We start from the raw sequence: 24,484 nt of genomic DNA, 5'->3' as shown, positions 1-24,484 counted from the left end.
CAATAACAAACACCGTAGTAGGAGTCGAAAAAAATTTGAAATAACACGCCAAAAAACCGGCCCTCCTTCCTATATATAGTACAAAGAGGAAATTTTTATTTTGAATTAGGACGGGAGGAATTGGGATGGCGGTGTATCGTACTGTGCAGGTGAATTTTTGGCAGGATGATTTTGTTTTGGATTTGACGCCGGAGGAGCGGTATTTTTATGTGTATTTGTTAACTTGTTCGAAGACGACGCAGTGTGGGATTTTTCCTTTTCCGAAGCGGTTAGCTGAGATGGAGACGGGTTATAATCGGGAGACTGTTGATAAGCTTGTGCAGCGCTTCGTTGATTACGGGAAGATTCTTTATGATGCGGAGACGCGGGAGTTATTCGTTTTAAATTGGCTTCGTTATAATCCTGTGACGAATACGAATGTGGAGAAGTGTGTGCTTCGTGAGCTTAAGGGTGTGAAGAATAAGGAGTTTGTACATATGTTTCTTCAGAAGTGTGTAGAGGAGGAAATGAATGTTCCGATGCTTTTAGCGCATTTCGGTATGCCTGGTGATTTGGCTGTGGATGATGTTGAGACAGTTTGTGAAGAGACAGGGGCGGAAGAAGAGGTTATAGAGGAAGAAACGGGAAGTCGTGTGTTTTCTTTTTATGAGCAACATTTCGGTAGTTTGTCTCCGTTTGCAGTAGAGGAACTGAGTGCGTGGATGGAAGATTTGTCAGAGGAGCTTGTGCTGAAGGCTCTTCAAATTGCGTTTGAGAATAATAAGCGGACGATTGCTTATGTGAAGGGGATTTTGAGAGGGTGGCACGGGAAAGGATTTACGAAAGTGTGTGAGGTTGAGGCGGATACGGCGAGTTTTAGGAAGAAGGAGTCGTCTGTTAGTACGGGGGAGACAGAGGAGTTTTTGGCGAGGTGTGAGGAGTGGGAGAAGAATGCGCCGTCTGAGGAAGAGTTGCAGCGCTTTTTAGCGGAGCGCGGGTGGCGTCCATGAGTATTCAAAATGTGGAGGCGGAAAAGACGGTATTAGGTTCTCTATTACTTGATGGAGAGCTTATTAAGGAGTGCCGTTTGACGGAGCAGTATTTTTCGATGCCTGTGCACAAGTCTATATTTCAGTTAATGCGAAAAATGGAAGAAGAGGGGCAACCGATTGACCTTGTGACGTTCACTTCTAGGATAGATCCGAAGTTTTTGAAGGGGATCGGGGGACTGGAGTATTTTATAGGGTTAATGGATGGAGTTCCTACAATTGCCAACTTCTCTTATTATGAGGGGCTTGTTCGAGGTGCCTGGAAAATGTATCAGGCGGGTGTTCTCGGGCACAAGATGGGAGAGCGCCTTATTGCGGAGAAGAGTGAGAAAATTATTGGTGAGACGATTACGGCACTTTGTGAGTTAGAGGAGAAGGACTGTGTATGTGAGTTTGATTTGAAGGATGCGCTAGTTGATTTATATGAAGAGCTTCATCAAGATGCGAAAGAGATTACTGGTATTGAGACTGGATATACATCGCTAAATAAAATGACGTGTGGATTGCAGGAAGGTGATTTTGTCGTCCTTGGTGCACGTCCTTCTATGGGGAAGACTGCGTTTGCGCTAAATGTTGGACTGCATGCGGCGAAGTCTGGAGCGGCGGTTGGATTGTTTTCGTTGGAGATGAGTAGTAAGCAATTGTTAAAAAGGATGGCTTCTTGCGTAGGTGAAGTGTCAGGAGGTAGGCTGAAAAATCCGAAGCATCGTTTTGCGATGGAAGATTGGGAGAAGGTAAGTAAGGCGTTTGCGGAGATTGGTGAGTTGCCACTTGAGATTTACGACAATGCAGGCGTTACGGTGCAAGATATTTGGATGCAAACTCGTAAGTTAAAGAGGAAGCACGGTGATAAAAAGATTTTAATTATTGTAGATTACTTACAGCTTATTACGGGCGAGCCGAAGCATAAGGGCAATCGGTTTCAAGAGATTAGTGAAATTTCGCGTAAGCTTAAGTTATTAGCGCGTGAATTAAATGTTTGTGTAGTAGCATTATCACAATTATCTCGTTCTGTAGAGTCACGGCAAGATAAGCGACCTCTTTTATCTGATTTAAGAGAAACAGGACAAATTGAACAAGATGCGGATGTCATTATGCTTATGTATCGCGAAGATTATTACGATAAGGAAACGAAGCAGAAAGAGATGACGGAGATTCATGTGGCGAAGCATCGGAATGGACCTGTGGGGAGTTTTAAGCTGCGGTTTTTGAAGGAGTATGGGCGGTTTGTGGAGGAGAAATAGTGAAAAGACTGGAGTATTACTTTGCATATAAAATAAAGCATAAGTTTTCTATTGTATTCACTTATGCTTTATTTTTTGAATATGTTTCTTATTTCTCCATAAAGAAAGCTCTTCTCTCTGCAGTAATCCATTGCTCCAAGTCATCTTGGCTACGTCGGACAAGGCGATTTACTAAAACATCATGCCATACATAATCCTCTAATAAGTATATATGAACGGGGTCATCTGTATAAAAAGCAATATTACGCTCTTCAAGTGATGGTCCATAAATCATCTCTTTAGAATCTATCGATAAAATAAACCAATGTTCTGTAGAGAGGGTTTCTGTATAAGCTGTGATACGATGGGATTCTAGATTTTTAATAGGATTTTCAACATGCAGGGTAATACCTTGTACTGTGACTTTATCAGCTACCTCAGCTAGGTCCTCTTTTAACGATTCATACATTTCATCCCACATTGAAATGACAATACGTTGTTCTGCTTTTTTTATTAATGCCTGACAATAGCTAATGATTGTTTTGTTGTCTTTTAAAGTAATTACTCGATTATCCATTTTTTCCTCGGAAGTTTCGAGTTTTTTTAATGAATCACTGATTCCTTCATAAGTAGACTGCCATTCTGATTGAGCTTTCTGTAAAAAGATTTCAACAGGTAGAGGTGAATAGCGAGTGGTGTCATTTATTTCTTCCTTCATGACAATTCCTTTTTCTACAAGGTTACCTAAAATCTCATAAATTCGCGCTCTTGGGACACCCGAATCTTTACTCACTTGGTAGGCTGTGACAGCCCCCTGTTTAACAAGAGATACATAAGATTTAGCTTCATATTCATTAAAACCAATTTTTTTAAGCTGTTGCACTATGTAGTCCACTTTTTTTGTCCTCCGATGTTTGCTGTTATCCCGCTTTAACGGGCACAGTAAGACCCCCACCTCAAAATTCAGCGGAAGCAAAGAAGTTAGGTGGGGATTAACTGTCCGTAAAAGCCCGATTGGTTCAACTAATAATCAGTGGGGATGAACAAAACCCCCCACTGATTAAAGTTTCACTTTATATTTCAACGTTACAATAACTCTTTACATTTAGCAAATTGATAGTTACTATTACAATAGTGACTAAAGGGGAGGCTATTAGTATGGATTTTTATTTAGACCCATCTGTATTAATGATTTTGATTGTTTTTGGGTTTGTGGCTGCATTTATTGATTCAGTTGTAGGCGGTGGTGGATTGATCGCCTTACCAGCTTTATTATTTACAGGATTGAATCCAGCAAGTGCAGTAGCCACGAATAAATTAGCATCAACAATGGGAAGTGCCACTAGTAATATTGTGTTTTATCGTTCTGGTAATCTTGATTTGAAATCGGCGTTTAAATTATTTCCAATCACTTTCATAGGCTCCATAGTAGGGGCATGGACCGTTCATTTAATGAATCCAGAAGTATTGAAGCCATTGATGTTGATCATGCTTGGTGTGATCGCTATTTATACGATATTCAAGAAGGATTGGGGAAGTATTTCTACTCATAAGAAATTATCTGGTCGACACGTCATTATTTTTACCTTTTTTATTTTTGCTATTGGTTTTTATGATGGATTTCTAGGTCCTGGTACAGGTTCATTTTTAATGTTTTCTCTTTTATTTATTGGGTATGATTTTTTAAAAGCAGCAGGTACGGCGAAGTTTCTTAATTTAGGAAGTAACGTTGGTGCATTGTTCATGTTTATGTATGTAGGGCAAGTAAACTATGCGTATGGCTTCATAATGGGAATTGCTCAAATTGCTGGAGGGATTGTTGGCTCCAGGTTTGCTATAAAAAAAGGAAGCGGGTATGTTCGCGCCCTTTTCATTACCGTAACTTGTTTGTTGTTAGCGAAAAATTTGTATGACTATGTGCAGTAAGTAATGTAGAAACGGTGAACTATGCAGGCTACATAAATATAATAATTCCTTTTAACATTTTTTAGATGCTATCTTATTCGAAGATAGCATCTAAAAAAGTCTCATTTACAAGAGAATGAAAATAATAGTAACGAATATTTTCCCGGGGTATGTTTATCTATTCCACATTCTTTTTATAATTAACTCGTAATAAACTCTTAAAATCTACCTCAGCAATCAACACACTTACTAATATAAGTGTCGCCCCTAAGTATCCTTTTCCTGTAAGTGTTTCACCTGTGAAAACGAAAGCAAAGCCTGCGGAAAAGACAGGTTCTAATGAAAAAATAAGTCCGGTATGTGTAGGCGTCGTGTATTGTTGGGCGATAACTTGCACGATGAATGCGACTGCGGTGCAAAATATGCTTAAGGCTAAGATGATGAGCCATGAGTTGATTGTGCTAGGAAGCTTTGGCGTTTCGATAATGAATGAAAAAATAAGACTAAATAGGCCGACGAAACCAAGTTGCACTACTCCAAGTGCAATGGAGTTCACATGTTTCGTTACGCTGCCAGTAATGATGACGTGAATCGCATAAAATAAGGCAGACAGTATGCAAAATATGTCACCGTTACCGATTTTGAATTCACTCGTTAATGTTAATAAGCCGATTCCTATTATCGTTAAAATGATTCCTACTATAACTTTCTGTTCCGGAATATGTTTTAAAAATATAGCTGATAAGATCGGAATGAAGATGACTGTGAGACATAGTAAGAAACCGGCATTAGAAACACTCGTATACTTCGTGCCGAAAGTCGCGAAAATGTAAACGATAAATAAAACAGAAGCGAGTATAAATGCATATTTTACCGTTTTAAAATCGATTTTGAATAAATGTTTGTAAAATATTAAACCTGATAAAAGAAAGGCGATAATAAATCGTAATGCGATTAAGTTGTATTCTTCTATGCCTTCAAGTCCAACCTTTGTAAGTAAGATGGATGCACCCCAAAAGAATGTAACTAGTAGTAGCCCTAAATCCGCTTTTAATTGTAGTTTCATTTCTATTCCCTCATTATGTATAAATTTTATAATCCCATACCCCTATCCCCATTTTTTATTTTAATATTAATTCTGAATATTTGTAACTTAAATTTATCGACGTTTTTTTCTCTATCATGTATGAGAAATTTCTTATATATTTCTCATACATTCATCATTTTCCTTTCATCCACTTCTCACGTCTAAGTTTTACACTCATATGTATTAAAGATAAAGGGAGGTAATACATCTTATACTTCTTTCAAAAACGAACGATAGATGGTGGTGAACAGATGAAAAAGAATAAGCGTAAAAAAATGCGTTGGTTAAAATGGATTTTGGTCCTTCCGTTACTTCTGGCATTCCTATTGTTTGGATTACATAGTATGAAGTTTGATAGGGGGGATCATGAGAAGCATAAACAGGCGGCGTATACTGTTTCTCACGATAAAGAAAGAGAAGCTTTCGTTGCTCAAAAAGAGAAGTCTCATCACTTTGAGCGACAAAATCATCATGAAAAACATTTTGAAAAAGAGTTTGGTGGTTTATTCTTTATACCATTCTTGTTAGCATTTGGATTTGTTCTTTTCGGCTGGTTTATGATTCGTAAGTCTGAAGGGAATATGGTTAAAAAGTGGACAGGCATAGTGCTCCTTGTTATTGGTGTATTACCAGTCCTTCCGATGCTTACATTTGTTGTAGCGATTGTTTGGGCATATAAAAAGTTTAAAGAAAAAAGAGTGGCAACTGATATAGAGTTATACAGTGATTTCCAAGTACAAAAACAGGTAGATATTTTAGATCGATGGGAACGTAATATTCGTAAGGAGGAGAAGTAATAATGGGTATTTTAAAACGTATTAAAAGTATTGTAGTGGCGGATGTGCATGAAACGTTAGATAAACTGGAAAATCCCGTGAGCATGTTGAAGCAGTATCTTCGTGAAACAGAACAGCAAATTACGAAAGCTCAAAAAGCACTCTCTCACCAATATTATTTAGAAAATAAATATAAAGCATTAATTTCAGAGACGGATGCTCTTATCGCGAAGAGAACTCGTCAAGCTGAACTCGCAGTATCACGCGGAGAAGATCATATGGCGCAGTTAGCCCTGCAAGAAAAAATTTCAAATGAGAAAAAAGCAGAACTGTATCGCAAGCAGTATGAAGTAACGAAAGAGCAAACTGCGAAACTGTATGAACAGATTGACAAATTGCAAGAGAAATATGAAGAGCTACAATATAAAGAACTTGTTCTCGTTTCGCGATTAAATGCAGCGAGAGCAATAAAAGAGAGCAATGCAGCAATTGATTCATTCCATACAGAAAGTACAGCGAAAGGATTTGCCCGCATTGAATCGTATGTGCAAAAATTAGAAGCAGAAACAGCTGCTAGTAGCTATTTTTATAATTTGAAGGCTCCTAATCAACAAGAATTGTTAGATCAAAATTTGCAAGAAGAAGTGAAGCGGGAGTTAGAGAAGTTAAAAGAGATTAAAGTTTCGCTTTAGAATCTCATAGCTATATCTCTAGTGTATATTAAGATCTTCATTTATTAGAGTTCCACTATATATGGATGTTTTTTATGAAGAAAGGACACTCATATAAGAGTGTCCTTTCTAATAGTTTGTTAGCAGAAGCAAGAAGCTCCAACGATGATTAATAAAATAAATAATACAACTAATAGAGCAAAGCCTCCAGCAAAACCACAGCCTTCGCCGCAGCTACCACCATATCCCATAAATAGTTCCTCCTTTAGAGTAGAGGACAAAAACAAGGGGGCATTCATGTGTTTTAACGGATTCTATTTACTTTATGTTTTTACGTATGAAGCTGAGCAGGTCCTTTTGAAAATGAAGCGAAGGCTCATGATCGGGCGTTTTTTTTGATTTGTACAATCCTAATTGTAATAATATGAATTTTGATTACAGTCGAGATGTATGTGAAAATGGGGCACAATCTCATTGTTATTTTCGGATAAAGCCTATGGAACTAATAAATTGAAAGGGAAAGAAGAATGGAAATCTCACATATTAAGACATAAAAAAAGACACTCTCAAGAGTGCCTCCCCTTAGCAGCCGAATCCGCCGCCCCAACAGCTAGCGCCAACGATGATTAATAAAATAAACAGTACAACAAGTAAAGCGAAACCGCCGCCGAAACCGCAGCCTCCACCACAACTACCGCCATAGCCCATATTAACTCCTCCTTCCATAAAGACCATTAATTAATGGATTTAATTCACTTTATGTTTTTACGGATAATCTTGAGCAGGTCCTTTTGAAAAATAAAGGTGCTTAGATTTTAAGAGAGTTGACGACCTTATTTTTGTCACCGCTATTCGGCTGATGACATATTGTATTTTATTCTGTGTATTGGGGGAAGGAGGATCTTTATGGCTAATTCTGAAATGATTTTACGTTTACTTACAGATTTAAAGATTGAACAGCAAGCTTTAAAAGAACAGCTGGAGAAAATGCAAACAGCTGTGAATACTCTTGAAGAAAAATCAGTGATTGTGGAAGAAAAACCAAAGACTATTGAAGAAAAACCAGCTGTTGCTGCTGCAAAGCAAAGAGCTCATTCTGGACACCCAACATCTTTTCGTGCTTGGAGAGCATCTGCTCAAAGGAATTCATAAAAATATAAGAAAAGAAGACATCAATTAAGATGTCTTCTTTTGCTTGTACAATCCAAATGCGATAAGAAGGTATATATCCATATTGCTTTAAAACTAAGAAGAAAATAACGATTGTCGACTCCTGTTTTAGTATAACATGTAATAGTAAATTTTTTTATGTATTTTTGCATATATATGGATTATATGATGTTTTATGATATATATTTTAGTTGTCTGTTATTTGTTTTAATTCATTTACTTATATTATTTTTTGAGTGCCCCAGTGATGGGGCCTTTTTTTATAATTGTGTTAAAGTGGAGACCCCTCAAGCATAAGGAGGGGTTCCATAACTAGGGAAATGGTTATTAGTGTTTAATAAGATGAAGCTCAGGATATTGCTTCTGAATTTCTTCTAAATGATTTTCGTTTATCCCTTTTAAAGTTTGATCGAAGAAGCTAGTTACTAGTTTATTAATGAGTGTATAATTTGCGGCTACATCTTCACCGGGTTCGTTAATAATAGGTGAAAATGCTGCTAAATCTGTAAAACTATTATGATTTGTTTTTGGAAGTACAACTGTGTACGCGCCAGGTTTTTCAATGGTTTTATTTCTTAAATAGGATATTTCAAACAATTCATCTTGGATTCCGTCTGTCTTTTGATTCTCCGCTTCTTTCATATACTGAATGGTAGCTTCAGCATTCATCAACATGAATGGTTTTTGAGGGCCGTCTTTAGGCATTGGATCGCCATACAATCCACCATCCATATCAATCGCAGCTTTAAAACGATTATCCTTTACTAACATTTGCGCGGCAGTTGCTCCTCCATAAGAGTGACCAAACATGCCAATTTTGTCATCGTCAATTAAATTTGCAATAGCTGTAAAGTTTTTATCAAAATTGCCTTTTATTACTTCGTTTAAAACAAAAGTAGTATCCTGTTCCCAATTTCGAACCATGTTATTTAAAGCGTTAGGTGTAAATTCAATTGGTACAGAATCTATACGTTTTCCATTAGGGAAAATTGTTGTTGCTGCATATCCTGTGAAATTAAGAGCGATTACTACATAACCTTGACTAGCTAATTCTTCTAACTGGAATGTATTTTGTTGTCCGTATAATTCCATTCCATGTCCGAATAAAAGGAGTGGGAATTTTTCTTTAACTTGAAGTGGCTTAGCATCTTGATAAGAATGTGTTTTTGTCAGACCTAAATGTGTTGTTACGATATATGGAGCACCTTTTGTTACAGCCAATTGTTCAGCGAGGGCGTCTATGTTCTCAAAGTAGGCAGAAGGTTTCCCAGATCCTTTTTCGGCAGGATAGTACACTTGTATCATTATTTCACGATTTCCATGACTACTGGGTACAATAGTTTCTTTTCGATTTGTATCAATTAAATGAAAAGCTTTCGTTCCTACTGTATATTTTCCTGTAGGCTCTGGGAGTGTTATGATCGGGAAAAGTAAAGGTAACGTGAACATTGCGATAGCAGTTACGATAATTCCTACCCCTTTTAAAATTTTCATCACTAACTTTTTAGAAACAGCTGTAGTTTTTGGTTTCAAAAAAACTTGTAATGTTAAAACGAACAATAAGAAATAAGCAGGTATCATACGCCAGTTTGCGCCAATTAATACGATGGTGGCTAATAAGAATATGTAATTTATTATTAAGATGAATACATTCTTTTTCGTCAACCCACGCTTGATAAAGATAAGTTGGATGCTAGACAAAAGTAATACAGCAACAAAAATGATTTCTAACATTTTCAGTTTTTAGCTCCTTTCCTAATCATATAAATGTAGATTGCTAAATTGATAATCTATAATCTTATCGGTTATATAACCGTCATTGATAATTGTATGCATGTAAGTAAGTTTAGAATGGTTTTACATGAAATCTTAAGAAAAAAGTACTCATATGAGTACTTTTTTTCTTAAACCGTGCCCCATAAATGATAAACCATACCGATAACAAAAAATGCTAGTCCTACAAACAAAACAATTAAAGCGAGGATTCCATTTTTATTCTGTTCCATACAGTCAGCTCCTTTTTAGTTATATACAAAAAAGCCTTTAGTCGTAATTATGGCTAAAGGCTTTGGGTATCATACGTGTAAGTTTATAAAAATTTACTTGGTTATGTATCCCGCTATTTGCGGGCTAATAACCAGTGGAGGGTGGACAAAGCCCCGGCTGATTAAAGTTCCACTTTATGGGAGACTTATATCCTGTAATAATGAGAAAAACAATATAAAGATTCTGATGGAAATAGGTTGTATATTTGAACGTAATCTAAAATGAAAGAAGAATTTACGGCGTTACTAAATGTATTAACTTGATAATGATGCTTGATTATTAGAATCGAAAAATTTTATTTTTATTATAATTAATAGAAATGAAAGTAGTATAAATATAAATCCGCTCCAAATAAGCTGGTGAATACCTAAGTTTGAAATAAACCAGCCTCCAATAGTTGTACCTAAAGTAATTCCGAGATTGGAGAATGAAACGAATAGGCTATTACCAAATTCAGGTGCTTCTTTTGCTTCGCTTATTAACCATGTTTGACCAACAATTAATCCGCCGGCATGTATGATTCCCCAAATGAATACCATAAAAATCATTGGAACAAGGTAGGAGCCTAAATAATAAACCAATATGTAAACAATAGAATATAAAATAGGGAACGATATTACTGTATTTACTATACTTTTTTGTAGGAGACCACCAAATAATTGATTGCCTAAAATCATAACTATACCAAATATAAATAGCATAATACTGATGAGCGATCCATTCATAGAAGTTACTTTTGCAAGGTACTCGGCGAAGTAGCTGTATACAGAAAACATGGCGGCAAAAAGGAATGTGACGGTTAAAATATTTAACCATAATCCCGGTTTTCCGAGTATGCGAATTTGTTTGCCAAAGGACATTTTTTCTTTAACAGGCATAGAAGGAAGTGAGATTAATATTCCAATGAATGCAAGAGCGTTAACAAGCGCTCCGAATAAGAAAGCAATTTCTAGTGAAAACTGGTCTGCAAGGTAAGAGGTTAATGGTACACCTAGAGCAAAACCAACTGTAATTCCCATAAAAACTTTTGTAACTGCTTGACCACTTTTTTCAGGGGGGACAAGTTTAGCAGCAGTTACAAGAGCGATTGAAAAGAAGAGTGGGTGAAGAGCTGCTGGTAAAATACGAAAAATAAGCATGATTTCAAATTGTGTTGTATAAGCGTAGATTATATTTGAAATAACAAAAACAAAGATTGCTGTTAATAAAATTATTTTTCGATTAACACTAGAGACGAGCAAAATTAAAAACGGACCAGAAATAGCAACAACTAGCGCGAATATACTTACTAAAAATCCTGCTTGAGCAGTGGAAATACCAAATTTCTGAGTGATTTGTGGTAATACACCGACAATACCCATCTCGGTAGTAATAATTCCGAACACGCCTATTGCTAGTGTCAGAATAAGTAAAGGATTTACTTTTTTCATTTGTAAAACTCCCCATTCTTATCATTATTTTGAAAGTAAAATCGATTCATTAATAAAGAAATGAGCATTTATTGCGAGTATGATTGGATGTCAATTTTATTAGATTTATGTAATGTTAAATACAATAACAGATATCTAAATAACTAGATATGATGTGTTAAAAAAATTTCTCCTTTCTATGTTTCTTGCTTTTATAGGTAGTGCAATTTTATAAAAAAATAATTGGACACCTGTAAAAAAGCAGAAGGTGTAAAAGCTACTAATCAATTGGTAGTTTGATTAGTAGCTTTTACTTTATAATTCGTTTTGGACATATTCAGAAAACGCCCGTATTGTTTCTTCATTTCGACGATAGTATGTCCATTTTCCAATTCGATCAGAGTCTAGTAGCCCTGCCTTTTTCATAGTTAATAAATAACTAGAAATAACCGATTGGGCTAACCCAGTCTTAAGCTGGATATCTCCTACACACACTCCAATCTGAAAATTAATTCCTTGTTCTAAATAAGGTTTTTCGTCGAAATGGTTTTCTGGATTTTTTAACCATGATAAAATTTGACATCTTGTTTCATTTGACAATGCTTTATAAATTAATGAAGGTTCCATAAAGATATTATATCTACTTTTATAGATTTGTAAATAGGTTTTGATGATTTTAAGGGAAGGAGGTATATGTAGATTCTTTTAAATATGAATGAGATGCTATTAATAATAGGGCTTTTTTCTGGGTGTGACTTTATAAAAAAGTTGTACTTCTGTATGAATTTGGAATATGATTATTTAAAGAGTAGGTGATGAGTACATGCAGGAAACAAAACAATTCCCGCTTATATCTGGAAATCTCTCATTAGATTTAGTAAATACAGAGCTAGTTAGGCGTGGACAACGTTATGATTTATTAATAACAGATGAAGATGTATTAGAATGGCTACATGTAATAAAGGTTAATCTGCCTTTTTGGAATGAAAAAACACTTATAGGAATTCAAGAACGAATGGATCAAGTTACATCTAGCATATTAGAGGCAAGAGAAGTACTGAGAAAACAGTTTGAGACAATTGCTGATCAGCACGAAATTTCTAATGATTTTATTACGTATTTAGAAAAACAAATTGAGAAGGCACCATTTACATATAGAGTCATTGAACAGAGTCTAGTACCTATCCCAGTTGGAGAGATTGAGGATGTACTCGTATCGGTAATTGCATTTGATGCTTTAACGTTAATAGCAGAAAATAAGCTTATTTCTCTTAAAAGGTGTTCAAACCCTGACTGTGTTTTATTATTTATAGATAAAAGTGGAAAACGAAAATGGTGTTCTATGAAAATATGTGGGAACCGGAAAAAGGTAGCAAAATTCCAGGATCGAAAATGTGAAGAAGTTTAGGTGATCAACTGATAGCAGTTGATCTTTTTTTATGCATTTTTAAACTAACCCCTAAAATTAATATTGACTGGTTAGTTTGTTTAAAATATAATTGTTGGTAAATAAAGGAGGAGAATGATGGATAATATAGCAGCAGCTAAGCAGAAAGAGGCTCCACCAATAAGTGTACGATATTTTGCAAAAATGAAAGGGAAAGGAAGAAGTCCGTTACAAGTAAATATAAAAGATTCTTTAACGGGATTATTGGGGGGATTTTTAACAATTCTCACCTTAACATATTTAACGAGTATAACTTCTACAGAATTGTTAATGGCTCCATTTGGGGCGAGTTGTGTATTAGCGTTTGGAGTTTGGAATGCACCGTTATCACAGCCGCGTAATATTATTGGAGGACATTTGATTTCAACTTTCATTGGTCTATCAATATATCATTTGTTTGGGAATGAATATTGGACAATTGCTTTAGCAGTTGGGATGTCGATTGCTATTATGATGTTAACAAGAACAACACATCCTCCGGCAGGGGCCAATCCAATTATCGTTATTTTAGGTGCATACAGTTGGAGTTATTTAGTAACACCAGTTTTAATTGGTTCCGTTGTTATTGTAGTTATTGCTTTATTTATTAATAATATGAGTAGTAAAAGGAGTTATCCAACTTTTTGGATATAGTTTGTAAAGCGGAAAACAATGTAAGCAAGTATTTTATTTTTACTATGTTTCATTTTTTGTATAGAAAAAGCCTTTAGTCGTAGTTATGACTAAAGGCTTGAGTTCTCGTATGTTTTAGTTTACAAAGAAAAGACACCCATATAAGAGTGTCTTTTCCGATAGTTTGTTTAGCAGAAGCAAGCAGCTCCAACGATGATTAATAAAATAAACAATACAACTAATAATGCAAATCCTCCAGCAAAACCGCAGCCTCCGCCGCAACTACCACCAAATCCCATAATAGTTCCTCCTTTAATAAGAGGGGAAAACAAAGGGTCACTCGTGTTTTTTAACGGATTCCATTTACTTTATGTTTGACGCCTGAATGTGAGCAGGTCCTTTTGAAAATAAAAAAAAGACACCCTGAGGTGCCTTCTGTCCCATTTATTTCATTAATATTCGTTAGCGTAAAATTCTTTTATTAGCTTTATTTCATTTGTATCTGGGTTAAACTTAAATATTTTAATTTGATCAGATTCATCTTTATAGGCAAATGTATTATCGCCAATTTGGGTCATATTGCTAGTGTTTAAGATAGGGTCACTATCATGATCAGTGATTTCCACAGGTTTCTCACGATCCCAAAATGCAATGACAATGATCAAGATAATAAGGCATATACGTATGTTACGTAGTTCTCTTGCTAGAGGATGCTCCATATGATAGTCTCCTTTTTCATTTGCTAGATTTTGTGTATAAAAGAGATATTTTCTATGAGAATATAAATAAAAAAGACACTGTAAAAAGTGTCTTTTTTATTTGATTTATGCGCATTGCTTAATAAGACGCTAGTTCCTCAAGTTAAATATGAGTAACTATGTAGGGTGATTTCATTATAACATTTTAACCAGTAATGGGTCTATATGGAATTTTTGTAATGATTATGTTTATTTATTTAGAATGATAGATGTAGTGAAAGATAAATGCTACCTGCAGCAATTGTAAAATATAATGATGTTTGCTTTGTAAAAAAATATTCAATAATTCATCATTGCAACCGCTTACTTTTTGTGTATAATGAAGGTAAGTTAATAAGTAAAAGGATTGTTACTGTTCGGCAGGCAAAACCTAAATTGATCTAGAGGCTACGGGTGTAGTGTGGCTTTTGGAATCAGTTTAGGTTTTTTTATTACCTTTTGTGAATTTAAGAAGAAGAAGGCGGAACACTATGAGAATCCATAAAATCTTAAATAACAATGTTGTTTGTACGATGAAGGATAATGAGACAGAAGTTGTACTTATGGGCAGAGGTTTGGGATTTCAGAAAAAAGTAGGCGATACGATTGATGAATCTAAGATAGAAAAGACCTTTGTACTAGAAACAAGGGAATTATCAGAGAAACTTGCTAGGTTGCTAACTGAAATTCCTGTAGAAAATTTAGAGATTACCGAGAGAATTATTCAGTTTGCTAAGACAGTTTTGCCGGGGACTTTAAGTGATTATATTTATCTTACATTAACGGATCACTTAAGTTTCGCCTTAACTCGGCATAAAGAAGGAATGGATCTGAAAAATACTTTGCTTTGGGAGATTAAGAGATTCTATCAGAAAGAGTTTGAAATTGGTCTACAAGCTTTGAACATTATTAAAGAAGAGACTGGCTTTAGACTTTCTGAAGATGAAGCAGGGTCAATTGCCTTGCATTTCGTGAATGCGCAGCAAGGAGAGCCGGCAATGCAGCAAACGGTGGCGATGACGAAAATCGTCCAAGATATTTTAAATGTTGTAAAGTACCACTATAAGATGAACTTAGATGAAAATTCATTTAATTATAGTCGGTTCGTAACGCATTTACGATACTTTGCCCAGCGTTTAATGCAGAAGGAATTGCATTCGGCAGAGGATGATTTTTTATACGAGCAAGTGAAAAGTAAGTATGAAGAGGCATATTGTTGTACAGAAAAAATTGAAGCATACTTACAAAAAGCACATAATAGTCATCTTTCAAAAGATGAAAAAGTGTACTTAACGTTGCACATTCATCGTGTAACGAAACGCAATGAATTATGTAATTGAATAAACGGGATTGTTACTGTTTGGCAGGCAAAACCTAAATTGACTTGTAATGGAGTGATTCGTATGTATCACGTCGTTACGGTTAGTTTAGGTTTTTTCTTTTATAAAAATGATAAAAGGCATGACTGTAGGGAGGGAAAGTTACTATGAAGTATGAAAAATTAGCAAAAGACATACTGAAGAATGTTGGCGGGAGAGAAAATATAAGTAGCGTTGTACATTGTGTCACTCGTTTACGATTTCAGTTGAAAGATGAGGGGAAAGCAAATACAGAAGTACTGAAAAGTATGGAAGACATTGTGACTGTTATGAAAAGTGGCGGACAATATCAAGTTGTAATTGGTAACCATGTATCCGACGTATATAAAGCAGTTATTGCTGTTGGAGGGTTTCAAGAAACAGAGGAAGAAAGTGCGGGTGAGAAGAAAAAGAGTAGTCTTATAGATATTCTTTCTAGCATTTTCACTCCTATTTTAGGAGTGTTAGCTGCAACTGGGATGATTAAAGGATTGAATGCACTATTTGTAGCGTTAGGCTGGTTAAGTATGCAGTCAGGAACGTATCAAATATTAAATGCAGTTGGCGATTCGTTATTTTATTTCTTCCCAATCTTCTTAGGATATACAGCAAGTAAGAAATTTGGAGGATCACCATTCATCGGTATGGCAATAGGGGGAGCGTTAGTGTATCCGGCTTTATCCGGTTTAAAAGCAAGTGAGCCATTATATACGCTATTTGCGGGGACGATGTTTGAATCACCAATTCATATTACGTTTTTAGGAATACCAGTTATTTTAATGAACTACGCATCATCTGTTATTCCAATTATTCTTGCTGCTTATTTTGGAGCGAGAGTTGAACAGTCTTTAAAGAAAGTGATTCCGGATGTTGTGAAAACATTTGTACTACCATTCTTAACGTTACTAATCGTTGTACCAGTTACATTTCTCGTTATTGGTCCAATTGCGACGTGGGCAGGGCAGTTTTTAGGACAGGCGACACTTTGGGTTTATCATTTAAGCCCGTTAGTAGCAGGTTTGTTACTTGGAGCTTTCTGGCAAGTACTCGTTATATTCGGTCTTCATTGGGGAATTATTCCGATTGGTTTTAATAATTTAGCAGTGCACGGTATTGATCCAATACTCGCACTTATATTTGCTGCTTCATTTGCTCAAATAGGTGCTGTGCTTGGCGTTTGGGTGAGAACGAAAGATAAGAAATTAAAAACACTTAGTATTCCAGCTTTTATTTCAGGTATTTTCGGCGTTACAGAGCCGGCGATTTATGGTATTACACTTCCGCTTAAAAAGCCGTTTATTATGAGCTGTATTGCGGGAGGAATTGGTGGCGGAATACTTGGTGTATTCGGTACACAAGGGTATATGACAGGCGGACTTGGTATATTTGCACTTCCGACATTTATTAGTCCGAAAGATGGGATTACTGCTGGATTTTGGGGCGCAATCCTTGCGATGGTTGTTTCTTTACTAGTCGGTTTTATTCTGACTTACTTATTCGGTTTTACGAAAAAACAAACATCTACAGAAACAGAGGACACAAGTAAAAAAATTGCTGCATCAAACGATGATGAAGTAATCTTTAGTCCTTTCCATGGGGCTGTTATGCCGCTTCAAAATATTGACGATGCTGCATTTGCATCAGGTGCACTAGGTGAAGGAGTTGCGATTGAGCCTTCAGAAGGAAAGTTGTTTTCACCCGTTTCAGGTACGATTTCTGCGCTGTTCCCGACAAATCATGCGGTAGGAATTACGGCAGATTCAGGTGCTGAAATTTTAATCCATATTGGGATGGATACTGTGAAATTAAATGGTGAATTTTTCTCCTCTCATATTGAACAAGGAATGAGAGTAGAAAAAGGGGAGTTACTTATTGAGTTTCATATATCTGAAATTCAAAAGGCGGGTTATATTGTGACAACACCAGTTGTTGTTACAAATTATGATAAATATAGCATCAAAAAAACGGAAATAGAAAAGATTCAAGCAGGAGATTCCTTACTAAAGTTAGGAGTTAAATAGTAGTACATTTCATACAGGTTCAAACGAAGAAAGGTATTTTTTGAGAATCGTAATACCTTTCCTCGTTCATTCTTATATAAAGGAGTTTTTCTATATGTCTAAAGTTAATTTTCCAAAAGGATTTTTATGGGGTGGAGCAACTGCAGCCAATCAAGTTGAAGGCGCATATGTAGAAGATGGAAAAGGATTAACGACGGTTGATCTATTACCAACTGGTGAGAAACGTTGGGATATTATGAAAGGAAATATTCATTCCTTTACACCGGTAGAAGGAGAGTTTTACCCGTCACATGAAGCGATTGATTTTTACCATCGTTATAAAGAAGATATTGCGTTGTTTGCAGAGATGGGATTTAAAGCGTTACGCGTATCGATTGCTTGGACACGTATTTTCCCAAATGGTGATGATGAAAAGCCAAATGAGGCAGGGTTACAGTTTTATGATAATTTGTTTGATGAACTGTTAAAGCATGACATTGAACCAGTCGTTACGATGGCTCACTTTGATGTACCTGTTCATTTAGTAGAAAAGTATGGAAGCTGGAGAAGTAGAGAGCTTGTCACTTTCTTTGAGACGTACGCAAAAACGATTTTTAATAGATATAAAGATAAAGTGAAATATTGGATGACATTTAACGAAATTAATATGCTTTTACATTTACCTTTCATGGGAGCAGGATTAGCGTTTAAAGAAGGTGATAATAAAAAACAAATTCAGTATCAAGCAGCGCATCACCAACTTGTCGCAAGTGCGTTAGCTGTAAAAGCGTGTCATGAAATTATTCCAGATGCAAAAATCGGTTGTATGCTTGCTGCTGGTGCGACGTATCCGTACACATGTAATCCAGACGACGTTCAACGCGCGATGGAACAAGACCGTGAATCATTCTTCTTCATTGATGTACAAGCAAGAGGAGCCTATCCTGGATACGCAAAACGCTTCTTTACAGATAATAATGTAACAATTGAAATGGAAAAAGAAGACGAGGAAATTTTAAAAGAGCATACGGTTGATTATATTGGCTTTAGCTACTATGCAAGCCGAGCAACAAGTACAGATCCAGAAGTGTTAAAAAGCATAACGAGCGGAAATGTATTCGGTTCTGTTGAAAATCCATATCTTGAAAAATCAGAGTGGGGATGGACGATTGATCCGAAAGGCTTCCGTATTACAGCGAACCAACTTTACGATCGCTATCAAAAACCGTTATTTGTTGTTGAAAATGGTCTCGGTGCAATCGATCAATTAAATGGTGAAGATGAAGTGAATGATGAATACCGTATTGATTATCTAGAGAAGCATATGATTGAAATGTCCGAAGCCATCCAAGATGGAGTAGATATTATCGGATACACAAGTTGGGGCCCGATTGACCTTGTAAGTGCTTCTACTGGAGAAATGAAAAAACGTTACGGATATATATATGTTGATAAAGATAATGAAGGAAAAGGTTCATTAAAAAGATCGAAGAAGAAAAGCTTCGATTGGTATAAGGAAGTAATTGCGACGAATGGTAAGAGTTTGGAGTCTTAAGTAGGAGAAGGAGACATCTTAATTGATGTCTTCTTTTTTCATTGCGAATAAAATACAGAGCGCTATTCCCTTTACACAAACATAACGGTATAATATAGTTAAGTTAAGTGAACTTAACTATTTGGATAAAACCGAAATAACAGCATGGAGGAAGAGTGCTATGACTAGAACGTATAAAGAAATAATTAATGAAATGAACCGAGCCTACACTGAATTTTACATTTTACTATTTCAAGATTTAAAGGACGAGTATGGTCTTACTGGACAGCAAGAGAGTATGCTATTTCATATTAATTTAAATGAAAACACGACAGCGAATCACATCGCGACTACTTTTAATATATCGAAAAGCGCTGTGAGCCAAGTTTTATCGAAATTGGAAAAGCAGAAGATGATTTCAAAACAAGTAAATCCTAATAATAAAAGGGAGTATTTCCTTACACTTGGTCCGAACGGTAGTAAGTATATGGAGCAGTTGTCTAAGTTAGATGATGTATTAATTGAGAAGTATTTTTCTAAAATCGATATAAATGCTTTAGAACAAATGACGGATACGTTAAAGAAAATAAATAAGGTGATATTGGAAGAAAAACAGAAGGATCTTGATTGTAATGAGTAAGAACTTGAATGAGGTAATGAGTAGAAAGGAGGAGAAGCGTGTGATGAGTTACATACCAAATATGATGACGATAGCGAATTTTATTTGTGGGATATTGGCCATTTATTCTGTTTTCTTTCAAGATATGTATGGTGCAGTCATGTTCATTATTACAGGTATGGTATTTGATTTGTTTGATGGTATGGTGGCTCGGAAACTGGATGCTGTTTCGGAAATTGGCGGAGAGTTAGACTCATTTGCGGATTTAGTTACCTTTGGCGTGGCACCGTCTATTCTCGCCTATAGTGTCGCGTTAAAAGATTTGCAGTCTATTGGGATGATATGTGCGCTTGCTTACAGTATTTGCGGAATGCTTCGGCTTGCGAGATTTAACACGCAGCAAAGCAAACTTCCGACATTTATCGGCATGCCCATTCCATTTGCGGCAATGTGTCTCCTCATTTTATGTCTCTTAAATAAACCAGTTTCCGTAGCATTTGGCACATGCGTACTTGCTTATTTAATGGTGAGCAAAATTAAATTCCCTCATTTTAAAAAAGATATATCGGAAAGCTTGAAGTCCGAAAGATGGGAGTAATAGGAAAGGTAAGGAGCATAACATGATTCGTATGGCATTAAGATCATTTAACATACAAATATATTGTTTGCTAGGCGTGATGTTACTGGGATGGCTGATGACACCTTTTCGAGCACAGTTTGTAGGGATAAGCATTGGCCTTATAGTTAGTATGTACTGCGCCTGGATTTTAGGAAGGCGTATCGAAAAGTTTGGAAATAGCATCGTAAAAAAAGAAAAAGCACCGATGCTTGGCATGATGAATCGGTTTGCAGCCGCCATACTCGGCGCAATTATTATGTATGAAATTGAACACCGTGAGTACATGTGGACATTTGCTGCTGGAATTATGGGTGGGTATTTCTTGGTTATTGTTAATTTGGGGTATTATAGTATGAGGGATGAGAAGGAATAGATTAGTACACTTTAATTAGAAATTAATATCCGCCTCAAGCATGGAAAGATATATTTGAGGCGGATTATTAACACTTACAATAAAATCAATAAAATTCTCCCAAAATAAAACAATGAAAGTAAGTACTCCATTTTGAGTCTGCTCTATAAAACTAGTTCTTCTTATTTTTTATTTTTTTAAACATAAAATTGTAAATTAACCATGTAATAATTATTACCACAGGAGTAATTAATGCACCGTTAAACATTTTTTGATATATGTATAGCATATTTAAAATTAATAAAGAAACTATTGTAATAATCATATTATATTTTGAAAAGGTTTCTACAAATTTAGAATGTGCAAATAACTTTTTGTATATAAAGTAAAAGATTACAAAAAGGATTGTTGTTACTAAACTAAAAACACTAATTTGAAGATAAAATATAACTATTAAATTTGTTACTGCTATTATCATTAACCAAAAAATTAGATAAAACTTCTACACTTACTAATAGAGCTCCTAGCGTTGCAATAAAAGCAGCAATTTTATTTGAGGAATCATCTTTGTTATTAGAAGAATTTTGTCTATTCATGAATAAAAATTAGCTCCAAGTTTCTTTATCCCCTTTAAAATAGATAATCAGAATTTTATTTTGTGTGGAATTGTATTATGTGATTGCTAGGCTCTTTTACCTAGGTACAAGGTGAAAATTTAAGGGGAATTTTATATTTACCCCACTTTTTATTTTAAAAGTTTTTCCTATCCTATTTATTTAAATCACCCTATTATGATAGGAGTGGGAACGAATTGGAATCAGCATACAGGATTCGAAGAAATCATTAAAGGATTTATGGGTACACATAACAAATTTCCTATGTATATGCTATTTGAAACTTATTTATGTAGAGACTTTATTGAAGGATTTTTAGAAGAGAATAAACTTCATTTTGAGCTAGTTTTTACTAATAAGAAAAATGATACGAACTTTTTTAAAGTGTGCATTACCAATAGTGATGATATAACCACACTTATGAAGTATTTCTTCCAATCAGCACAAGATTCTCTCTATACGTTATTAAGCTATTCGGTAGACTGTAAGATTATCAGTAATCGTATTGGTGAGATTGAAATAAAGGCTGACAGTTTCTATCCAAGCTTTTCATTTATGTACGATGCGCAAGAATTATTTATTATTGGTGGAGAAGAAAAATGGTCACATATCGATTATATAAAGAGATTTTTCCATCTTGAGCAGATTACAGATGAGCTAATTATTGATTTAAGAAAATGAGAGACGAGAGAGAATAAATGAAAAAACCCTCAAGTATAGAACGACAGAGGGTTTTTATGTATGAAGAAGGGCCTTGTATCATATATTTTATTCGTCGCTGCATGTAAGTCATTCGGTTTATAAAAACAATGTGTTGAATAAATCAGTAAAGAAGGCTTTTCTATTTTTCCCTAGAATGAACAGTAATGTATAATCTAATTCCTTCATGTAATAAGGAGGCAGTGAAATTTGAACAGGAAAATTTGGTTTGTATTTACTTGTTTTGCTCTTTTAGTATCTAGTTATATTGTTGTCCAATATTTTATTATGGATGGATTTCAAACAGGGCTTGTAAAAGCGAAGCTTATGTATGGATCTAAATTAAGTGAGTTTTGGTATATGATGTTATTTATACATATTATAACTAGTATAGTAGCATTAGTAATTGGTCCTTTTACATTATCCACTAAATTTAGAGAAAGGAATATCAACCGTCATCGAATAGTTGGGAGAATCTATATGGTTGGTATATTATTAGGAGGTGTTTCTGGACTATACCTATCCTTTTATGCTACGGGAGGATTGGTAGCGAAGCTAGGTTTCGGTTTGTTATCCGTATTTTGGTTAACATCAGCATATCAAGCATTACATAGAGTTAAAAATAAAAAAATTAAAGAGCATCGGAATTGGATGATTAGAAATTATGCTTTAACCTTTGCGGCAGTTACATTAAGAATTTGGCTACCTTTGTTTATCGTTCTATTTGGGATAGAACATTTTGAACTTAGTTACGCTATTATTGCTTGGTTAGCATGGGTACCCAATTTAATTGTCGCAGAATTATTCATAAGAAAAAGGCTTAATAAAGGAAAATACGAAGGAAATGAGGATTTACATTTTTAATGTAAATTTGCTGTAATATTGAGGACGAAAATTTTTAAATAGCTGAATTACGTACAAAAATAGGATGGCCAATTGAAACCATCCTATTTGTATTACCAACTAGCAGTTTCCGTACTTTCCTTCAACCACTTCACCCAATCCAACTCATCTACCTTAAGCAAACTAAGTGAAACACCTTTCATATCTAAAGAAGTGAGTAGCGTACCAACCTTTACGAACTTCACATGTAATCCTTCCAGTTCACATAAACGACGAATGTCATTTGCAAAAATGTATTGTTCCATTAATGGGGTTGCACCTAATCCATTAATGAGAATAGCGAAGTTGTCACCTTTTCTCCAGCGATAAATGCTTTTTAATTTGTTCATCAGTTCAATCGCTAATATTTCAGAAGAGGATAGCGCTTCTTTACGGTAACCTTTTTCACCGTGGATACCGACGCCATAAAAGACTTCATCGTCGTTTAACCTGAAAGAAGCTTTTCCTTTCACTGGATTATTGGCAGGTGAAAGAGCGACTCCTAATGTGTGTAAGTTTTCAGTGATAGAACGGCCAAGTGCTGTTAGTTCTTCTAAAGAATGTCCTTCAAGGGCAGCCGCACCAAGTATTTTTTGAACGAAAACAGTGCCAGCGACGCCGCGTCTTCTTTTATTAAAAGAAGCATCATCTTCAATTGAAACGTCGTCATTTACGATGATATGGTCAATTTTTCTTCCTTCTTCTTTGGCAATTTTTTCAGCCTCTAAAAAGTTAGCTACATCATCTTTAAAGTTTTTGATGATGAATAAAATACTCTTATCTTTTGGCATGAGGCGAGTTGCGGCAATAATTTGTTCCACTGTAGGCGGAGTGAAAATACTGCCGTTTACTGCCGCTGTAAGCATACCTTTCCCTACATAACCAATATCAGCAGGTTCATGTCCGCTACCACCGCCGCTTATAATAGCGACGTCTTGCTTCATTTTTCCGATATCTTTTACATAAATGATGTTATTTGTTTCGTCATAATTTACTTTGTCGTTATGTTCAAAATAAAAGCCATGCAGCATATCTTGAACGATATTTTGTACATCATTCATAATCTTTTTCATTGCTTTTGCCACCCTTTAATTACTTTGCTGATTGCTCCAGTAATAGTAGTAATTGATTGTTTATCATATTTTTCATGAGAGAAGACATAATGGAAGGATCTACTTCGCACTTGCTTTCAATCCAATCTTTTATCGTTCCAACGAAGCCGTGACTATAAAAGGAGGCAATCGTATTTTTTGTCTCATCAGAAAGGCTGAATCCACAGCTTACAGATAGTTCATCAATAATCTTCATATATAAGTTTTTCGTATGCTCAAATAAATAGTGATTAAACGAGTTTTGTTCAATGACTTTAAAAGCATTTCGGTAAAATTTTTGATTTTCATAAAAGTAATCAAATAATAAATCGAAAATGTTTTCCCACGTTTCATAGTCGAGAAAGTCGATAATGTTCTCTTTCGTTTCTTCTCTATAAATCCAGCTTAATAGTTCAAATTTATCTTTAAAATGATAATAAAAAGTTTGCCTACGCATTTGACAGTGTAACATAATATCGCTCACTGATATTTTATGAAAAGACTCTGTTTCCATTAAATGTTTCAATGAGTTCGCGATTATCTTTTTAGAAATTATAGAAGAGGTCATCTGAATCATCCCTAGAATGTTAGTAATATGAAAATCC

General features: G+C 35.3%; 26 protein-coding genes and 2 pseudogenes. 16 read left to right on the top strand and 12 right to left on the bottom strand.

What is annotated here, in order from left to right; all coding sequences use genetic code 11:
* The first annotated feature begins 125 nt into the window (after positions 1 to 125).
* Both ACTFRS_RS19480 and dnaB read left to right on the top strand, forming a co-directional pair.
* Positions 126 to 989 (top strand): DnaD domain-containing protein, encoded by an 864-nt coding sequence (locus ACTFRS_RS19480; RefSeq protein WP_440023383.1) that lies wholly within the window; start codon positions 126 to 128, stop codon positions 987 to 989.
* Positions 986 to 2,272, top strand: a complete 1,287-nt coding sequence (gene dnaB / locus ACTFRS_RS19475) for a replicative DNA helicase (protein ID WP_318160836.1) — start codon at positions 986 to 988, stop codon at positions 2,270 to 2,272. The genes ACTFRS_RS19480 and dnaB overlap by 4 nt, the downstream gene beginning before the upstream one ends.
* A gap of 88 nt (positions 2,273 to 2,360) precedes the next feature.
* On the opposite strand, the gene ACTFRS_RS19470 is transcribed toward dnaB, so the two are convergent.
* Positions 2,361 to 3,146, bottom strand: coding sequence for a TrmB family transcriptional regulator (locus ACTFRS_RS19470; protein WP_440023385.1), 786 nt, complete (start codon positions 3,144 to 3,146; stop codon positions 2,361 to 2,363).
* A gap of 263 nt (positions 3,147 to 3,409) precedes the next feature.
* Between ACTFRS_RS19470 and ACTFRS_RS19465 the strand changes: the two genes are divergently transcribed.
* Positions 3,410 to 4,177 (top strand): TSUP family transporter, encoded by a 768-nt coding sequence (locus ACTFRS_RS19465; RefSeq protein ID WP_440023386.1) that lies wholly within the window; start codon positions 3,410 to 3,412, stop codon positions 4,175 to 4,177.
* Positions 4,178 to 4,334: 157 nt separating this feature from the next.
* Here ACTFRS_RS19465 and ACTFRS_RS19460 read toward each other — a convergent pair whose 3' ends face one another.
* Complete coding sequence (locus tag ACTFRS_RS19460) at positions 4,335 to 5,222, bottom strand: DMT family transporter (RefSeq protein WP_139869023.1); 888 nt, start codon at positions 5,220 to 5,222, stop codon at positions 4,335 to 4,337.
* Positions 5,223 to 5,494: 272 nt separating this feature from the next.
* Here ACTFRS_RS19460 and ACTFRS_RS19455 point away from each other — a divergent pair, with 272 nt between their 5' ends.
* Both ACTFRS_RS19455 and ACTFRS_RS19450 read left to right on the top strand, forming a co-directional pair.
* The gene (locus ACTFRS_RS19455) at positions 5,495 to 6,040 is read left to right on the top strand and encodes a hypothetical protein (RefSeq protein ID WP_440023388.1); all 546 of its coding nucleotides are present in this window, start codon (positions 5,495 to 5,497) and stop codon (positions 6,038 to 6,040) included.
* Positions 6,041 to 6,042: 2 nt separating this feature from the next.
* Positions 6,043 to 6,711 carry a PspA/IM30 family protein gene (locus ACTFRS_RS19450; RefSeq protein ID WP_440023389.1) on the top strand — a complete coding sequence of 223 codons (669 nt, stop codon included), beginning with the start codon at positions 6,043 to 6,045 and terminating at the stop codon, positions 6,709 to 6,711.
* Between the two features lie 119 nt (positions 6,712 to 6,830).
* Here ACTFRS_RS19450 and ACTFRS_RS19445 read toward each other — a convergent pair whose 3' ends face one another.
* Positions 6,831 to 6,941, bottom strand: a complete 111-nt coding sequence (locus tag ACTFRS_RS19445; RefSeq protein WP_000540373.1) for a YjcZ family sporulation protein — start codon at positions 6,939 to 6,941, stop codon at positions 6,831 to 6,833.
* 331 nt (positions 6,942 to 7,272) lie between these two features.
* Complete coding sequence (locus ACTFRS_RS19440; RefSeq protein WP_000540377.1) at positions 7,273 to 7,398, bottom strand: YjcZ family sporulation protein; 126 nt, start codon at positions 7,396 to 7,398, stop codon at positions 7,273 to 7,275.
* A gap of 198 nt (positions 7,399 to 7,596) precedes the next feature.
* On the opposite strand from ACTFRS_RS19440, the gene ACTFRS_RS19435 reads away from it, so the two are divergent.
* Positions 7,597 to 7,842, top strand: coding sequence for a hypothetical protein (locus ACTFRS_RS19435; RefSeq protein ID WP_000013681.1), 246 nt, complete (start codon positions 7,597 to 7,599; stop codon positions 7,840 to 7,842).
* Positions 7,843 to 8,187: 345 nt separating this feature from the next.
* Here ACTFRS_RS19435 and ACTFRS_RS19430 read toward each other — a convergent pair whose 3' ends face one another.
* From ACTFRS_RS19430 to ACTFRS_RS19420, 3 genes are all read right to left on the bottom strand, one after another.
* The gene (locus ACTFRS_RS19430) at positions 8,188 to 9,594 is read right to left on the bottom strand and encodes an alpha/beta hydrolase family protein (protein WP_318160840.1); all 1,407 of its coding nucleotides are present in this window, start codon (positions 9,592 to 9,594) and stop codon (positions 8,188 to 8,190) included.
* A gap of 566 nt (positions 9,595 to 10,160) precedes the next feature.
* On the bottom strand, positions 10,161 to 11,336 hold the full coding sequence (locus tag ACTFRS_RS19425) for an MFS transporter (protein WP_088326353.1): 1,176 nt from the start codon (positions 11,334 to 11,336) through the stop codon (positions 10,161 to 10,163).
* 294 nt (positions 11,337 to 11,630) lie between these two features.
* On the bottom strand, positions 11,631 to 11,942 hold the full coding sequence (locus tag ACTFRS_RS19420; RefSeq protein WP_060629779.1) for an ArsR/SmtB family transcription factor: 312 nt from the start codon (positions 11,940 to 11,942) through the stop codon (positions 11,631 to 11,633).
* Positions 11,943 to 12,138: 196 nt separating this feature from the next.
* Between ACTFRS_RS19420 and ACTFRS_RS19415 the strand changes: the two genes are divergently transcribed.
* Together ACTFRS_RS19415 and ACTFRS_RS19410 are read left to right on the top strand one after the other, a co-directional pair.
* Complete coding sequence (locus ACTFRS_RS19415; protein WP_440023392.1) at positions 12,139 to 12,723, top strand: CGNR zinc finger domain-containing protein; 585 nt, start codon at positions 12,139 to 12,141, stop codon at positions 12,721 to 12,723.
* 117 nt (positions 12,724 to 12,840) lie between these two features.
* The gene (locus tag ACTFRS_RS19410) at positions 12,841 to 13,395 is read left to right on the top strand and encodes an HPP family protein (RefSeq protein WP_439195418.1); all 555 of its coding nucleotides are present in this window, start codon (positions 12,841 to 12,843) and stop codon (positions 13,393 to 13,395) included.
* 167 nt (positions 13,396 to 13,562) lie between these two features.
* Here ACTFRS_RS19410 and ACTFRS_RS19405 read toward each other — a convergent pair whose 3' ends face one another.
* Positions 13,563 to 13,673 carry a YjcZ family sporulation protein gene (locus tag ACTFRS_RS19405; protein WP_000505679.1) on the bottom strand — a complete coding sequence of 37 codons (111 nt, stop codon included), beginning with the start codon at positions 13,671 to 13,673 and terminating at the stop codon, positions 13,563 to 13,565.
* A gap of 153 nt (positions 13,674 to 13,826) precedes the next feature.
* Positions 13,827 to 14,093: a YmzC family protein gene (locus ACTFRS_RS19400; protein WP_440023394.1), complete on the bottom strand. Its 267-nt coding sequence runs from the start codon at positions 14,091 to 14,093 to the stop codon at positions 13,827 to 13,829.
* Positions 14,094 to 14,602: 509 nt separating this feature from the next.
* Between ACTFRS_RS19400 and licT the strand changes: the two genes are divergently transcribed.
* From licT to ACTFRS_RS19370, 6 genes are all read left to right on the top strand, one after another.
* Complete coding sequence (licT, locus tag ACTFRS_RS19395; RefSeq protein ID WP_139868913.1) at positions 14,603 to 15,451, top strand: BglG family transcription antiterminator LicT; 849 nt, start codon at positions 14,603 to 14,605, stop codon at positions 15,449 to 15,451.
* 146 nt (positions 15,452 to 15,597) lie between these two features.
* Positions 15,598 to 17,490, top strand: a complete 1,893-nt coding sequence (locus ACTFRS_RS19390) for a beta-glucoside-specific PTS transporter subunit IIABC (protein ID WP_139868912.1) — start codon at positions 15,598 to 15,600, stop codon at positions 17,488 to 17,490.
* Positions 17,491 to 17,584: 94 nt separating this feature from the next.
* The gene (locus ACTFRS_RS19385; RefSeq protein ID WP_139868911.1) at positions 17,585 to 19,024 is read left to right on the top strand and encodes a 6-phospho-beta-glucosidase; all 1,440 of its coding nucleotides are present in this window, start codon (positions 17,585 to 17,587) and stop codon (positions 19,022 to 19,024) included.
* 160 nt (positions 19,025 to 19,184) lie between these two features.
* Complete coding sequence (locus ACTFRS_RS19380) at positions 19,185 to 19,643, top strand: MarR family winged helix-turn-helix transcriptional regulator (protein ID WP_000198938.1); 459 nt, start codon at positions 19,185 to 19,187, stop codon at positions 19,641 to 19,643.
* Positions 19,636 to 20,220: a CDP-diacylglycerol--serine O-phosphatidyltransferase gene (pssA, locus tag ACTFRS_RS19375; RefSeq protein WP_000042045.1), complete on the top strand. Its 585-nt coding sequence runs from the start codon at positions 19,636 to 19,638 to the stop codon at positions 20,218 to 20,220. Before ACTFRS_RS19380 ends, pssA begins: the two co-directional genes overlap by 8 nt.
* 22 nt (positions 20,221 to 20,242) lie before the next feature.
* On the top strand, positions 20,243 to 20,614 hold the full coding sequence (locus ACTFRS_RS19370; RefSeq protein WP_074615227.1) for an ATP synthase subunit I: 372 nt from the start codon (positions 20,243 to 20,245) through the stop codon (positions 20,612 to 20,614).
* A 151-nt stretch (positions 20,615 to 20,765) separates the two neighbouring features.
* On the opposite strand, the pseudogene ACTFRS_RS19365 reads toward ACTFRS_RS19370, so the two are convergent.
* Positions 20,766 to 21,189, bottom strand: a pseudogene (locus tag ACTFRS_RS19365) (hypothetical protein).
* 168 nt (positions 21,190 to 21,357) lie between these two features.
* Here ACTFRS_RS19365 and ACTFRS_RS19360 point away from each other — a divergent pair.
* A pseudogene (locus ACTFRS_RS19360) lies at positions 21,358 to 21,888 on the top strand (hypothetical protein); the annotation flags it as partial.
* 228 nt (positions 21,889 to 22,116) lie between these two features.
* Positions 22,117 to 22,770, top strand: coding sequence for a DUF2306 domain-containing protein (locus tag ACTFRS_RS19355; RefSeq protein ID WP_440023396.1), 654 nt, complete (start codon positions 22,117 to 22,119; stop codon positions 22,768 to 22,770).
* A 92-nt stretch (positions 22,771 to 22,862) separates the two neighbouring features.
* Here the strand turns inward: ACTFRS_RS19355 and dhaQ are convergent, their stop codons facing one another.
* Both dhaQ and dhaS read right to left on the bottom strand, forming a co-directional pair.
* Complete coding sequence (gene dhaQ, locus ACTFRS_RS19350; RefSeq protein ID WP_440023397.1) at positions 22,863 to 23,861, bottom strand: DhaKLM operon coactivator DhaQ; 999 nt, start codon at positions 23,859 to 23,861, stop codon at positions 22,863 to 22,865.
* 19 nt (positions 23,862 to 23,880) lie between these two features.
* Positions 23,881 to 24,447 (bottom strand): dihydroxyacetone kinase transcriptional activator DhaS, encoded by a 567-nt coding sequence (dhaS, locus tag ACTFRS_RS19345; protein ID WP_000204205.1) that lies wholly within the window; start codon positions 24,445 to 24,447, stop codon positions 23,881 to 23,883.
* Positions 24,448 to 24,484: the final 37 nt, after the last annotated feature.

Source organism: Bacillus cereus group sp. MYBK139-1, from assembly GCF_051916915.1.
Lineage (GTDB): Bacteria > Bacillota > Bacilli > Bacillales > Bacillaceae_G > Bacillus_A > Bacillus_A pacificus.
The sequence above is the reverse complement of the archived record's forward strand: the minus strand, read 5'-3'. Positions and strand labels throughout refer to the sequence as shown.

What these genes read in the sequence shown, in the direction of transcription:
- ACTFRS_RS19465 (WP_440023386.1), top strand. Translation starts at nt 3,410, where the DNA reads ATGGATTTTTATTTAGACCCATCTGTATTAATGATTTTGATTGTTTTT.
- pssA (WP_000042045.1), top strand. Translation starts at nt 19,636, where the DNA reads ATGAGTAAGAACTTGAATGAGGTAATGAGTAGAAAGGAGGAGAAGCGT.
- dhaS (WP_000204205.1), bottom strand. Translation starts at nt 24,447, where the DNA reads ATGACCTCTTCTATAATTTCTAAAAAGATAATCGCGAACTCATTGAAA.
- licT (WP_139868913.1), top strand. Translation starts at nt 14,603, where the DNA reads ATGAGAATCCATAAAATCTTAAATAACAATGTTGTTTGTACGATGAAG.
- ACTFRS_RS19435 (WP_000013681.1), top strand. Translation starts at nt 7,597, where the DNA reads ATGGCTAATTCTGAAATGATTTTACGTTTACTTACAGATTTAAAGATT.
- ACTFRS_RS19430 (WP_318160840.1), bottom strand. Translation starts at nt 9,594, where the DNA reads ATGTTAGAAATCATTTTTGTTGCTGTATTACTTTTGTCTAGCATCCAA.
- ACTFRS_RS19455 (WP_440023388.1), top strand. Translation starts at nt 5,495, where the DNA reads ATGAAAAAGAATAAGCGTAAAAAAATGCGTTGGTTAAAATGGATTTTG.
- ACTFRS_RS19410 (WP_439195418.1), top strand. Translation starts at nt 12,841, where the DNA reads ATGGATAATATAGCAGCAGCTAAGCAGAAAGAGGCTCCACCAATAAGT.
- ACTFRS_RS19425 (WP_088326353.1), bottom strand. Translation starts at nt 11,336, where the DNA reads ATGAAAAAAGTAAATCCTTTACTTATTCTGACACTAGCAATAGGCGTG.
- ACTFRS_RS19480 (WP_440023383.1), top strand. Translation starts at nt 126, where the DNA reads ATGGCGGTGTATCGTACTGTGCAGGTGAATTTTTGGCAGGATGATTTT.
- ACTFRS_RS19445 (WP_000540373.1), bottom strand. Translation starts at nt 6,941, where the DNA reads ATGGGATATGGTGGTAGCTGCGGCGAAGGCTGTGGTTTTGCTGGAGGC.
- ACTFRS_RS19405 (WP_000505679.1), bottom strand. Translation starts at nt 13,673, where the DNA reads ATGGGATTTGGTGGTAGTTGCGGCGGAGGCTGCGGTTTTGCTGGAGGA.
- ACTFRS_RS19460 (WP_139869023.1), bottom strand. Translation starts at nt 5,222, where the DNA reads ATGAAACTACAATTAAAAGCGGATTTAGGGCTACTACTAGTTACATTC.
- ACTFRS_RS19380 (WP_000198938.1), top strand. Translation starts at nt 19,185, where the DNA reads ATGACTAGAACGTATAAAGAAATAATTAATGAAATGAACCGAGCCTAC.
- ACTFRS_RS19450 (WP_440023389.1), top strand. Translation starts at nt 6,043, where the DNA reads ATGGGTATTTTAAAACGTATTAAAAGTATTGTAGTGGCGGATGTGCAT.
- ACTFRS_RS19385 (WP_139868911.1), top strand. Translation starts at nt 17,585, where the DNA reads ATGTCTAAAGTTAATTTTCCAAAAGGATTTTTATGGGGTGGAGCAACT.
- dhaQ (WP_440023397.1), bottom strand. Translation starts at nt 23,861, where the DNA reads ATGAAAAAGATTATGAATGATGTACAAAATATCGTTCAAGATATGCTG.
- ACTFRS_RS19390 (WP_139868912.1), top strand. Translation starts at nt 15,598, where the DNA reads ATGAAGTATGAAAAATTAGCAAAAGACATACTGAAGAATGTTGGCGGG.
- dnaB (WP_318160836.1), top strand. Translation starts at nt 986, where the DNA reads ATGAGTATTCAAAATGTGGAGGCGGAAAAGACGGTATTAGGTTCTCTA.
- ACTFRS_RS19440 (WP_000540377.1), bottom strand. Translation starts at nt 7,398, where the DNA reads ATGGGCTATGGCGGTAGTTGTGGTGGAGGCTGCGGTTTCGGCGGCGGT.
- ACTFRS_RS19415 (WP_440023392.1), top strand. Translation starts at nt 12,139, where the DNA reads ATGCAGGAAACAAAACAATTCCCGCTTATATCTGGAAATCTCTCATTA.
- ACTFRS_RS19420 (WP_060629779.1), bottom strand. Translation starts at nt 11,942, where the DNA reads ATGGAACCTTCATTAATTTATAAAGCATTGTCAAATGAAACAAGATGT.
- ACTFRS_RS19370 (WP_074615227.1), top strand. Translation starts at nt 20,243, where the DNA reads ATGATTCGTATGGCATTAAGATCATTTAACATACAAATATATTGTTTG.
- ACTFRS_RS19400 (WP_440023394.1), bottom strand. Translation starts at nt 14,093, where the DNA reads ATGGAGCATCCTCTAGCAAGAGAACTACGTAACATACGTATATGCCTT.